We start from the raw sequence: 11,875 nt of genomic DNA, 5'->3' as shown, positions 1-11,875 counted from the left end.
GGTCTCAGCCGACGATTCCACGGCTCATCTTCGTCAGAAGCTGTGCCAGGGTATTGCGTTCATCTTCGCTCAGGCGCGCAAAGAGCACCTTGTCGATCGAATCGATTTCAGGTTTGAGCTGCTCGGTAAGCTGCTCGCCCTTGATGCCCAGGGCCAGGGTGTAGGGGCCTTCTTCGGAAACCTGGGCTTTCTGCACGATGTAGTTCTGGACGCTCAGGCCCGAGACCAGCTCGCGCAGCTCTTCTCGACGAAGCTGGGTAACGGCCGAGAGGGTGCGCGGTCCGACATCCCTGCCCAGCCACAGGGTGCTGATGACCTGGAACTCTCCGTCGGTAATCCCGTAGCGTTCGAGCTTTCGCTTGAGGAGCCACTGGGTGGTGATGAGCTGTTTGGAGAGCAGGTACTCGGCTTCACCGCCCGTGGTCAGGCCCAGCACGCCGCCGGTGGTGCCGGCCGCCGGGCTGTTTTCCTCACCGACGGCCTTGGCCACCAGGGTGGTCAGCGTGCGGCGATCATCCAAAGAGAGGCGGCGCAGGTATTCAAAGCGAAGGTGCTCGAGTGCCGGGCGGGCGCGCTCGAGAGCGGCCTCGCCTGCTTCGGTGGCACCGACAAATACATAGCTCGTCGCGTGGCGAACCTGCTTCTGCTCAACCAGGGCGCGCTCTTCGAGATCCTTGAGCGATTCGATCAGCGGGAAACCGTTCACGCCGATGTTCTTCTTGAGCTCCGGAATGCGCTGGCCGCGCACGCGCACGAGCTCGGCCAATACCAGGTAGCTCTCGGGCGAGAGGCCGTGGGGGCTGAGCGTCTTTTCGAGCGCGCGGTAGGAATTGCGGTTGGAATCGATGATGCGCAGGCCCGCGACGGTCTCCGTCAGTTCGACGGTGTCGGCGTTGGCCTCATAGGCGTCGTAGAAATCCTGAAGATTGTAGTAGGCGGTTTGCGTGCCGATGGTCGCGCCGGTGATGGCACCGCCCACGGCAATCGGGCCGCTCAGCAGCCCGGCGACCACCAGAATGCAGCCGCCCTGGGAGAGAGCAATCATCATCGCCAGCGCGAAGGCAAACTGCCTCAGCCCGCGCTGCCGGGGGCTTTTCTGCCCATTGTCTGAGCGACACACCAGTTGGTCCCCTGCCTGACGGAAGCGGGCGAGCACGCCCCTTTTCCCCGCCTTGATCTTCAAGTGTGGGTGAATCCTACTCGCTGGGCCGGAATGGGCGCAAGCGGCCTTTACGTGGGTTTACCCGGTTTTTTGGGCCCGTCCGGGGGCTCTGGGGGGCTATTCAGCCTTCACGCTCAGCGGCACGTCGTGCAGGCCGCTGCGGATGGCCTTGAGCACCGGGGCATAGGCGTTCAAAAAGCCGCCTTTCCAGTGAACCAGGCCCTTGTTGCCGATGAAGTAGTGCATGGGGGCGGTGGGCTTCTCCCCGAGCATTTTGGTGAGCTTCTCCACGCATTTCTCATCGCAGATGTAGTGGAGCCCGCGGAGCTTCTTTTCCTTGATGAACTGCTTTGTCGAGGGAATGTCGAATTCGCTGCGCATGGTCTCCAGATAAACCAGCGCCGCCGGTCGCGACTTGTCCTGCCAGACATTGGAGACCCAGATCGCGGCCTTCTTGCATTCAAGGCAGGTGCCCAGGTCGGTTACGACCAGAAAGATCTCCGTGCCGGGGGCAGGCAGAGCGGTGGTAAACTTGTCGGCCGAGACTTTGGCTTCGTCGGGAAGGCCGAGCCTGGTCAGATCGACCACGCCTTTCTCGACGCTGTTGCAGGCGCCAAGGAAGAGCATCAAGGCGCAGAGCAGGAGGGCGCTCCATCTGGCTGTGTGTTGTTTCATTGGCTCCACTGGTCCTGTCTTGATCGTCAAGAATTCTCGTTTGCGGCAAGGAGGTCAAATCGCGTTGCGTTTGACGATCTGCCGGGCGATGACCGTCTTGAGGATCTCGTTGGTTCCCTCGCCGATGGTCATCAAGGGGGCGTCGCGGTAGTAGCGCTCGACGTTGAACTCGGTGGTGTAGCCGTAGCCGCCGTGGATGTGCATGGCCTCCAGGGTGTGCTTGGCGCAGGCCTGGGACGCGAAGAGCTTGGCCATGCTGGCTTCGAGATCGCAGCGCTCGCCGCGCTGTTTCTTAAGCGCCGCGCTCAGCACGAGCAGCTTGGATGCTTCGAGATCCGAGGCCATGTCGGCGAGCTTGGCGCCCACGAGCTGGTGCTGCCAGATGGGCTTGCCGAAGGTCTCGCGCTCCTGGGCGTAGCGAACGGAGTCTTCAAAGGCTGCGCGCAGCACGCCCACGGCGCGCGAGGCGACGTTGATGCGGCCCAGTTCCAGTCCGTTCATCACCTGGGCAAAACCCTTGCCCTCTTCGCCGCCCAGCAGGTTGAAGGCCGGGACGGGGAAGTTTTCGAAGACCAGCTCGGAAGTGGGCAGGCCCTTGTAGCCGAGCTTGGGAATGTTGCGCGAGACCTGGAACCCCTCGTGGCCCTTTTCAATGATGAAGCCGCTGATGCCCGCGTGGGGCGGCTTGGTCTCGGGGTCGGTCTTGGCCAGCAGGAAGAAGGTGTTTCCGTCGGAATTGGTGATCCACATCTTCGCGCCGTTGATCAGGTACTGATCGCCGTCGCGCTTGGCCAGGGTGCGCATGGAGGCCACGTCCGAGCCGCCCTGGGCCTCCGAGAGGGCGAGGCCGCCGCGTTTCTCGCCGGTGGCCATTTTGGGAAGCCAGTGCTTCTTCTGCTCTTCGGTGCCGAAATTCTTGACCGCGTTGGCCATGATGAGGTGGGTGTTCACCACGCCCGAAAGGCTCATCCAACAGGCCGAAATTTCCTCGACCACCAGGGCGTAGGTAATCACGTCCCATCCCAGGCCGCCGTATTCCTCGGGAATGGTGGCGCCGAAGAGGCCCATTTCCTTGAACCCCTCGACCACGTCGGTGGGGTATTCGTCATTGTGTTCCCACTTGGAGACGTGGGGCCGCGCTTCCTTGTCGAGATACTTTTTGATGGTCTCGATGGTCGAGCGCTGTTCTTCGGTGAGTTGCAGATCCATTGAGGGTCCTCCCGGAAGCGCCCGCCAGGGCAGGGCGCCCGGGTGAACTACCCGTCAGTTGGCCCGGGCGTCAAGGCTTGGCGACTTGGGGTGGTGCGCAGGTGCCTGTTTTTGCTATGGTTTTACAGGTAGGGAACAAGCCGGAAGGGAAGGGGTCGCCGTTGGGCGTATCCCCGGGGCGCTGATCGCTTGAAGAAACAACACCTCAGCCCGCTGCACAACCCGCAGATTCGCGAATATGCGAAGCTCGTCGGTTCGCGCGTCATCCGCCCCACGTTGGCCGTGGCGGGCGTGTTTCTCTATGGGACGTTGGGTCTCTACATTTTGGGCGATGGCAAGTGGTCGCTCATCGACACCGCCTTCTTCACGACAATCACCCTCACCACGGTGGGCTACGGCGACACGCTGAACGTCGAGAGCTCGCCCATGCTGATGGCATTCACCATGTCATTGATGTGGGTGGGGCTTCTGGTGACCCTCTACGCGGTCTCTTCGATCACGGCTTTCCTGATCGAGCAATACCTCGGAAAATTCTTCAAGGAGCGCAAAATGCTCACAAAAATCGCGGCCCTTCAGGACCACTACATCATTTGCGGCGCCGGCAGTACCGGTGTGCATGTCATTGAAGAGTTCCACGGGACCAAGCGCCCCTTCGTGGTGGTCGACGCAGATCGCGAGCGGCTCGAGCACCTCTCGCACCGCTTCGAGGGGATGCTCTGGATTGCCCAGGACGCGCTGGAAGAGGAAACACTGTTGCTGGCCGGAATCGAACGCGCCGCCGGGGTGGTCTGTGCCCTGCATGACGATTCCCAGAACATGCTGCTCACCGTGGTCTGTGCCACCGAGGGCAACCTGAAGCTTCGCATTATCAGCAAATGCATCGACCACGACCTGATCGACAAGTTCAAGCGGGCCGGCGCGACGGGCGTGGTCTCGCCCAACTTCATCGGCGGGCTGCGCATCGCCTCCGAGATGGTGCGCCCCCACGTCGTGAACTTCCTGGACAAGATGCTCCGCCAGGCGGGAGCCGCCCGCGTGGAGGAATGCGTCGTGACGGAGGAGGGCGAACTGGCGGGCAAGAGCCTGCGCAACTCGAAGATCGTCGAGCGCACGGGCCTTCGCGTCGTCGCGATCTCCAACGATGGCGGACAGACCTACGACTTCAATCCCTCGCCGGAATATGTACTGCAGCCCGATAACGTCTGCATCATCATCGGCGAATCGGACCGGGTGGCAAAAATCAGGGAGATGGCTTGAGCCTGCGCTCCTAGGCAACACGTGCGCTGGAGATCGATTCGATCCGTTCTGTGAGCGCAAGCACGCGCGGGTGAGCGGCGACAATTTCCCAGCCCTTGAGCCCCTTGAGTTCCTTGAGGAGCGCCGCCACTGCGAAGTCAGCGACCGTCGGCGTATCCCCGAACAAATAACTTTGAGATTCAAGCAGCACTTCGAGCTGGTCGAGCTGATCAGTTAGCACTGTTGCATTTCGCTTCATCCCGCGCCCGTGGAGATACTCGCGCATCTGCTTCTGGAGGACCGGCTTGGCAACGGTCAGCAGGAGGTTGTTGACCGGCCCGGTCAGCTCCTCGCGCATCCTGCCGGCCAGGATGGAAAAGTTTCCCGGCGAGAGCCACTTGGCCGGCTGCACCGAAGAGGCGAAGGCCTCGTCCGCCCAGTCCTCGATCAGCAGGCAGAGCGCGCGATCGCGCCCGGATGTCGGAAGCACGGGTTTTTCCGGGTAGCGTTCTTCGAGATACCGGGCGATGTCGGTGGAATCGGCGACCCAGGTCTCGCCGTCACGCAGGACGGGAACCTTCTGCTGGCCTGTGCGTGACTGTAGCAGCGGCCTGCGGGTCAGTGGTTGCGTGATCGTTCGGTAGGGGAGGCCCTTGTAGTCGAGAATCCTGCGAACCTTCTCGCAGAAGGGAGAAATCTCCCAGTGATAGAGTTCCAGCGTGGATGCCATGCTTGCACGTCCTCCCACCCGGCGATGTGCGCCGGGTTGGAGCCTAGGATGCCACAGCTTATGGAGACGTGTCACCCGTGAGGGCGAATTCAGGCGGTGCGTTTGCGGGTGCGCTTGGTGGTGGCGCCGTCGGTCTGGTAGAGCTCTTCGACCGAGCATTGCAGCGCGCGGGCGATGAGCATCGCCTTGCCCACGGAAGGTTCGATCTGGCCGCGCACGACTTTGCTCAGGTAGGCTTCATCGATGCCGATTTCCTGGGCAACCTGGCGCTGCGTCTTTTGCGCTCGCTGAAACCATGAACGATCAAAGTGGAGTCTCATGCCAGTTATCCATCCTATCCAGTTGCATGATGCCCGGCGAGCTGATGTCTCTCGGCATTGGTGACTAACAGTAATAGTTCTTGGGAAATCGTCAAGAATTTCAGACGATTCAATAATTAGTCGGAAATGCCAATGTAGCGAATTGAGCAGTGCGGATCGCGTCCGATTGTGAGACACCTTGGGTGTGCAGCGATTTGGGGGCATAGGGCCACGGAAACAGGCAAAAAAAGCGGCTTTCCGATGTTACAATCTTTTTGGAGCTGGATCGGAAATGAGTCACCGGTCGGTGGGCTGAAAAACCGCTCGCGTGGGGCCGGTCGGGGCGCGCCTCTGAAATAAACATTAGTTTGACCGGCAAGCGATTGCCGAATCAGGAGGGAAAATGAGCAAGCGAATCGCGATAACAGGGGCATCCGGACTGGTCGGTTCAGCCGTGGCCGGATCGTTCGCGGCCGATGGCTGGGAAGTCGTGTCCATGGTTCGGAAGGCAACGGAAAAATCGAGTGGCGTTTACTGGAATCCGGTCACCGGAGAGATCGAGGCCGATAAACTCGAAGGCGTTGATGCGGTGGTTCACCTGGCCGGAGACAATGTAGGCGAAGGGCGCTGGAGCGAGGACAAGAAGCAGCGGATGTGGTCGAGCCGCATCGACGGCACCCGGCTGCTGGCCGGAGCACTCGCGGGACTCAAAGACCCGCCGAAAGTCTGGGTGAGCGCCTCGGCCATTGGCTATTACGGCGACCGCGGGGAAGAACGCCTCGAGGAGGGCAGCGGTGCGGGCAAGGGCTTCTTCGCCGAGCTCTGCCAGGCCTGGGAGGCTGAGACCGCGCCGGCGCGAGAGAAGGGGATCCGGGTGGTGAACCTGCGCATCGGCGTGGTGATGGACCGGGCCGGTGGGGCCCTGCCGAAGATGGTGACGCCCTTCAAGATGGGCCTCGGGGGCGTCATTGCCTCGGGCAGGCAGTACATGTCCTGGGTGAGCCTGGACGACGTGGTCGGGGCGATCCGCTTCGCAGTAAGCCATGAGGACTTCTCGGGCCCCGCCAATGCGACCGCCCCCTCGCCGGTTACGAACCGCGAATTCACCAAGACGCTGGGCCGCGTGCTGGGTCGCCCGACGATCTTCCCCATGCCGGGGCCGCTGGCGAAGCTCGCTTTCGGCGCCGAGAAGGCCAACGAAATGCTGTTGGTCAGCAGCCGCATCTACCCGGCCGCGCTTCAGGCGGCGGGATACGAATTCAAATACCCGGAACTCGAACCCTGCCTTCGCGCGGCGCTCAAGGGCTAGCAAGCGTGGACGAATTCTCCGGCGCGGCAATCAACTGGGCAAGCGTGCGCCCGCCGGTGGCGATCTCGGCCTGCCTGCTGGGCGAGAGCGTCCGCTATGACGGCGGGCACAAGCGTGGCGGGCAGTGGCTTGCCTGGCTGGGGCAGTTCGTTACGTGGGTGAGCGTGTGCCCCGAGGTGGAGCTGGGTCTTGGCGTCCCGCGTGAGCCAATCGAGATCGAACTCGTCTCGGGCGAGCAGCGGCTGTTGGGGGTCGAGTCCCGGCGGGACCTGACGCAAGCCATGGATGCGTTCGCACAAAGACGGGCGCGGGCGCTGATGGACGCAGGGGTCTGCGGTCTGATTACCAAGAGCAAATCGCCGAGCTGCGCCCTGGGGAGCGCTTCGCTGATCGTGAACGGAGCAGAATCGGGGGAGCTGACAAGCGGATTCTTTGTGCGCGAAGTGCAGCGGGCGCTGCCCGACCTGCCGATCGTGGAGGAATTCGCGCTTGGCTCACAGGGGGCCCGCGAGCGCTTTCTTGCCGACGTTCGAAATCAATACAGAAATCTTGTGGGCGTATCGGGCGCCTAGTCGAGATCTCGCAGGGAGACCGGCGGGCCGAGGATTTCCTGCAGCAGAATGGCCTTTTGAAGGTTCGCTCCGCCGCCGGTGAGATCGCCCAGCAGCGAGCTGGTCAGCCTTGAGCGTGACTCGCGCCGCTGCAGGTGTGCCGACGATTCGTCGTGAATGTGCACGCGCTCTTCAAGGTCGACGTGCCTCTCGCGCTCGGGCATGGCCCCCCTGCGATGAAGCGCGCGGGAGCGCTGTTCTCCGGCCTTCGTGGGAGAGGGTGCCGCATGCCAGGGGCCCCGCGGCTCTTCCGGCAGGGGCTCGGGCACGCGCGGGGCGCGCTTCGCGGGCTCGAGTCCCAGGTCACGCTCAATCTCACGAAGGACTTCCTGCAACTCGGTGTTGGCGCCGCCGCGTTCGACCTGTTCGGTGCGCTGGCGAGGCGGGGGAATCTCCCCCGCCTCTTCCTCGCGTCGTTGCTTGCGCTTCTTGTTGCCGAACAGGCCGCTCAGAGCCCACAGGACAAAGATGACCAGCGGGATCCAGTCGACGTCGGCGCGTTGGAAAAGCTCCGTGCTCATGGTGCGGACCTATTCGCCTTCAGGCTTGTTCGTCTGCTTTGTGCTCTGGTCGGAGATGGACTGCCGCATGCTGGTGTCGGCGGCGACATTCTTCATCCGGTAGTAGTCCATGATCCCCAGATTGCCGCTGCGGAAGGCCTCGGCCATGGCCAGCGGCACTTGCGCTTCGGCCTCGATGAGCTTGGCCTTCATCTCCTGCGCGCGCGCCTTCATTTCCTGCTCTTCGGCGACGGCCATCGCGCGGCGCGACTCGGCCTTGGCCTGGGCGACCTTCTTGTCGGCCTCGGCCTGGTCGGTCTGCAGCTCGGCGCCAATGTTCTTGCCCACATCCACATCGGCGATGTCGATGGAGAGAATCTCGAAAGCGGTGCCCGAGTCGAGGCCCTTCTCCAGCACCCGCTTGGAGATCAGATCGGGGTTTTCCAGCACGCGTTTGTGGGAATCGGCCGAACCAATCGTGGTCACGATTCCCTCGCCCACGCGGGCCATGATGGTTTCCTCGCCGGCGCCGCCCACCAGGCGGTCGATGTTCGCGCGCACGGTGACGCGGCTGATGGCCTTGAGCTGGATGCCGTCCTTGGCCACGGCGGCTACCACCGGGGTGGTGATGACCTTGGGATTGACGCTCATCTTCACGGCCTCGAGCACGTCGCGCCCGGCCAGGTCGATGGCGGCCGCACGTTCAAAGGTCAGCTTGATGCCGGCCTTGTCGGCGCTGATGAGGGCGTTGACGACGTTGTAGACATTGCCGCCGGCCAGGAAGTGCGCTTCGAGCGCGGAACTGGGCATCTGCAGCCCTGCCTTGATTGCACTGATGCGCGGTTCGACCACCACCTTGGGCGGCACGCGGCGGAAGCGCATCCCGATCAGCGCGCTGAGCGGAACGTAGGCACCGCTGAACCACGCGGCCAGCCACAGGCGAAGCGGGATCAGGTAACTGAAGATAAAAAAGAACGCGAAGATTCCGATGAACAAACCGATCAGTGCCGGGGCCATGATGACTCCCCCTCTTTGGAGTGCGAAGTTGTGCGCCCGTCATTTCATGCGGGCGCGGTTGTTACTCTTTTCAGGCGCCTCTTCTCAGGCACCCCCGGTTGCGGACGTCTCGCCCTCGGGGGCTAGAGCTTCCGCGGCTTCCACGACAACACGATTGCCCTCGACGAGGCAAACCCGGATGGGGGTGCCTGCCTCCAGAAATTCGCTGTCGGAAATCACATCGACGCGAACGCCGCCGAAATCGGCCACGCCCGCCGGGCGCAGCTTCGAGACCGTAACGCCGGTCTTTCCGAGCAACTCCGGGAGCTCCTCGGCCGAGGATTTCCAGGTCTTCCCGTCGGTGTCCGAGAGCATGAGCCGGCGCGCGGTCTTGGAGCGCGCAAAGGCCACGACGCCGGCGATGGTGACGAACAGGCTGAAGAGAATCGTGCCCACGCCCCAGTAAGTGCTGATCTCGAATGCCAGCGTGACCGCGTAGACGATCAGGCCGAACCCGATGATCCCCAGAATGCCGCCGGGTACAAACAGCTCGGCCAGCAGGAGCAGGTAAGCCAGCACCAGCAGCGAGATGATTGGCAGCAGACCTTCAGGCATGTCGTCGATGTTCTCCCGTTTCAGACCTTGCGTACGATGACTTTTCCGGGTTGCACACGCAAGACGCGCACCCGATCACCCTTGTCGATGAATTCGCCCTCGCTCTCGACATCGACGCGCCGCCCATTCAGGCGCGCGCGCCCGCTGGGGCGCAGCGGGCTGAGCGCCTCGCCCTCCATGCCGACCAGATCGCCGTGGGTGACCTCATGTTCGTGGGAGCGGTAGCCCGCATCGCCCGACTCCACGTGGGCCAGTACGAGCGCGCCGGGCGCCTTCTTTGCCGGCAGGTAGCTCATCAGGAAAAGAATGATGCCGATCGAAAGCGCCGTCGAGACCAGCACCCGCATCGCCGCGTCGGCGGCAAACGGATTGGAGAATTCGAAGTCGCTGAAATCCCCGGCCAGCAGCAGCAGTACCATCGCCGCAAAAATACTCAACCCGCCCAGCGCGCCGAGCACACCGAAGCCCGGCGTGACGAAGATCTCTACCAGCAGCAGAATCACGCCGACTCCGAAGAGTAGCATCTCCTCCCACCCGGCGAGGTTGACGAGGTAATGACTGCCGAAGAGCAGCAGGAAACACAAAATCGCACCGTAGCCGAAAGCGCCGAAGCCGGGGGCCTGATATTCCATGTAACCAAGGGCGATCATCGCCATGAACAGCATGCCTGAGACCGCCGAACTGGTGAGAAAACCGACGAGGTCTTCGGCCCACGTGCGCGCGACGGTCTCGGGCGTGGCACGCAGCTTCAGGTAGGTAAGCACTTCATCCATGGAGGAACCGATCGCGTCGGCGATCTTGTGTTCCATGGCGGTATCGGTCGTCAGCGTGAGCAGCTTGCCCTTTTCCGAGAGGCCTGCCACTTCGCGGTCGGCGTCGACCATGGCTTCGGCGATGTCGCCGTCGCGTCCATTGACCTCGGCGGTGGCGCGCATCTCTTGACGGAAGTAGGAGACGTATTTCTCGCTCACGGGCGTGGCTTCCTGGGAACCCGGCGCGATCTGAATGGGCGTGGCCGCCCCCATGGTGCCGCCGGGGCTGATCACGATCTTGTCGCAGGCAAAGGAAATGAGCGCGCCGGCGCTGATGGCGCGGCGGTGGATCCAGGCGACGGTGGGGACCTTTGTATCGAGCAGCGCGTCGCGAATGGCCACGGCTGCATCGACGCGTCCGCCAAAGGTGTTGATCTCCAGCACGAGCGCGTCGGCGTTCTCTTTTTCCGCGCGCTCGATGAGGCGCATGACATAGGCGGAGGTGGCGAAGCCGATCTCATCGTCGATGGTGCCGGTGATGACCCGGCCCCGGGGAGCGGTGTCGGTTGCAGAGACGCCCGCGTCGCCGGCCGGGGCCGGCGTGCCGCTCTGTGCCAGCGAGAGGGCGGGGACCGCCAACGCGAGGGCGAGCATCGCCAGAAGTTGCGCCATCCCGAGACGGGCGCTGCGGGCATTTCCGGCGGAGCGGGTGGGCGTAGTCATCACGACTCTCCGAATACTCGCAAGGTCGGAGAAATCATAGCGCGAGCCCGGGTGCCGGGGGCAGAATCGGGGCGTCCGATTTTGCGGGGCCCGGTGCCGACAGATGGCGCAAGGCACTTGCCAAATGTGTCCAATGTTATGGCTGAATGCCCCTCACTGACGCTTTTTGGCAGGGAACTCGCCCGTCGGTAAATTTGGCGTGATCTGACAAAGTGCCAGATATGTCAATAATAACGTGCAGTTATGTAGGACCTCCGATGGGGTCTGGGGCAGGAGTGGGGCCTTTGCCAATGGCTTGACAGGTAGCAGCCAGATTTGTCCAAAATACTGACGAAATTGCCCTCTCGGCGTCGGGGCAACCTCAAAAATTCTGCATCGCGTTAAGTCACTAAGCCCTCGAAATCACAGTAAATATCATTTTATCCCAGCGAAAAATGCTTCGTGGTACGTGACTTGCTCTATCTGATGGCAGAGTTGGCCCCGAGGATTTTCTTCGGGGCTAGGCAAGGTCTCATGGCCCCCCCTCCCTTCGGTTGTGAGGCCTTGCCCCCCTAAAAACTCCCCTCTTCCCAAGGCCAAGGGCTCGCGCAAGCGGGCCCTTCGTCTATCAAGGCTCCCGCGCAAGCGGGCGCTTGGCCGAGCAGGCCTCCCGCACAGGCAGCCCTTCGCCTTTCTCTCCCTCTCATTTTCTCTGGGCTTGCTCACGCACTACCATCGCGGCGCGATGATGACTTCCATGCAATCGATCCGGATCTCCCTCCTGGCGGCGGTGCTCGGCCTTGCACTGGGCGCCTGCGCCTCGGCGCCCCGGCAACTGGTGCTGACCTTCGTCGATGCCGAGCGCATGGACATCGTACGCGTCGACCCCGATGCCGAGCCGCAGAAGCAAACGGAGGAAGAGAAAGAGGATGCGGCGGCCCTTGCGAAGGTGGCGTCCTTCGCCTTTGAGCCCCACTGGAATCCCGCGCGCACGATGATCGCCTTTACCCGGATCAACGTCGCCACCAAGGCGCAGCGCATGCTCAGCCTCTACGACGTCGAGCAGGACAAGGTCATCG

At 62.6% G+C, this 11,875-nt stretch carries 13 protein-coding genes; 4 read left to right on the top strand and 9 right to left on the bottom strand.

The features are described 5' to 3' along the window. Positions 1–4: 4 nt before the first annotated feature. The 3 genes from KDH09_06230 to KDH09_06220 all read right to left on the bottom strand — a co-directional run bounded on the left by KDH09_06230 (position 5) and on the right by KDH09_06220 (position 3,046). Positions 5–1,156, bottom strand: a complete 1,152-nt coding sequence (locus tag KDH09_06230; protein ID MCB0219276.1) for a winged helix-turn-helix transcriptional regulator — start codon at positions 1,154–1,156, stop codon at positions 5–7. Positions 1,157–1,279: 123 nt separating this feature from the next. Continuing rightward, entirely contained in the window at positions 1,280–1,837 is a 558-nt protein-coding gene (locus KDH09_06225; GenBank protein MCB0219275.1) for a hypothetical protein, read from the bottom strand. A 54-nt stretch (positions 1,838–1,891) separates the two neighbouring features. After that, positions 1,892–3,046, bottom strand: a complete 1,155-nt coding sequence (locus KDH09_06220) for an acyl-CoA dehydrogenase family protein (protein ID MCB0219274.1) — start codon at positions 3,044–3,046, stop codon at positions 1,892–1,894. Between the two features lie 189 nt (positions 3,047–3,235). Here KDH09_06220 and KDH09_06215 point away from each other — a divergent pair, with 189 nt between their 5' ends. Next, on the top strand, positions 3,236–4,303 hold the full coding sequence (locus KDH09_06215; protein MCB0219273.1) for a potassium channel protein: 1,068 nt from the start codon (positions 3,236–3,238) through the stop codon (positions 4,301–4,303). A 10-nt stretch (positions 4,304–4,313) separates the two neighbouring features. Here the strand turns inward: KDH09_06215 and KDH09_06210 are convergent, their stop codons facing one another. After that, positions 4,314–5,012 carry a glutathione S-transferase family protein gene (locus KDH09_06210; protein MCB0219272.1) on the bottom strand — a complete coding sequence of 233 codons (699 nt, stop codon included), beginning with the start codon at positions 5,010–5,012 and terminating at the stop codon, positions 4,314–4,316. An 89-nt stretch (positions 5,013–5,101) separates the two neighbouring features. Then, entirely contained in the window at positions 5,102–5,332 is a 231-nt protein-coding gene (locus KDH09_06205; protein ID MCB0219271.1) for a helix-turn-helix transcriptional regulator, read from the bottom strand. A 382-nt stretch (positions 5,333–5,714) separates the two neighbouring features. On the opposite strand from KDH09_06205, the gene KDH09_06200 reads away from it, so the two are divergent. Beyond that, positions 5,715–6,620: a TIGR01777 family oxidoreductase gene (locus tag KDH09_06200; protein ID MCB0219270.1), complete on the top strand. Its 906-nt coding sequence runs from the start codon at positions 5,715–5,717 to the stop codon at positions 6,618–6,620. Positions 6,621–6,625: 5 nt separating this feature from the next. Next, positions 6,626–7,192 carry a DUF523 domain-containing protein gene (locus KDH09_06195; protein MCB0219269.1) on the top strand — a complete coding sequence of 189 codons (567 nt, stop codon included), beginning with the start codon at positions 6,626–6,628 and terminating at the stop codon, positions 7,190–7,192. Here KDH09_06195 and KDH09_06190 read toward each other — a convergent pair. From KDH09_06190 to KDH09_06175, 4 genes are all read right to left on the bottom strand, one after another. After that, entirely contained in the window at positions 7,189–7,752 is a 564-nt protein-coding gene (locus KDH09_06190) for a hypothetical protein (protein ID MCB0219268.1), read from the bottom strand. The genes KDH09_06195 and KDH09_06190 overlap by 4 nt on opposite strands. A gap of 9 nt (positions 7,753–7,761) precedes the next feature. After that, on the bottom strand, positions 7,762–8,748 hold the full coding sequence (gene floA / locus KDH09_06185; protein ID MCB0219267.1) for a flotillin-like protein FloA: 987 nt from the start codon (positions 8,746–8,748) through the stop codon (positions 7,762–7,764). An 84-nt stretch (positions 8,749–8,832) separates the two neighbouring features. Further along, positions 8,833–9,342 carry an NfeD family protein gene (locus KDH09_06180; GenBank protein MCB0219266.1) on the bottom strand — a complete coding sequence of 170 codons (510 nt, stop codon included), beginning with the start codon at positions 9,340–9,342 and terminating at the stop codon, positions 8,833–8,835. A gap of 20 nt (positions 9,343–9,362) precedes the next feature. Continuing rightward, positions 9,363–10,817, bottom strand: coding sequence for an ATP-dependent Clp protease proteolytic subunit (locus KDH09_06175; GenBank protein MCB0219265.1), 1,455 nt, complete (start codon positions 10,815–10,817; stop codon positions 9,363–9,365). Positions 10,818–11,553: 736 nt separating this feature from the next. Here KDH09_06175 and KDH09_06170 point away from each other — a divergent pair. Next, positions 11,554–11,875 (top strand): hypothetical protein (locus KDH09_06170; protein ID MCB0219264.1); only part of this gene is annotated, 322 nt, incomplete at its 3' end.

Source organism: Chrysiogenia bacterium (assembly GCA_020434085.1).
GTDB lineage: Bacteria > JAGRBM01 > JAGRBM01 > JAGRBM01 > JAGRBM01 > JAGRBM01.
Note: the sequence above shows the minus strand (reverse complement) of the source record. Positions and strands in the feature narration are given on the sequence as shown.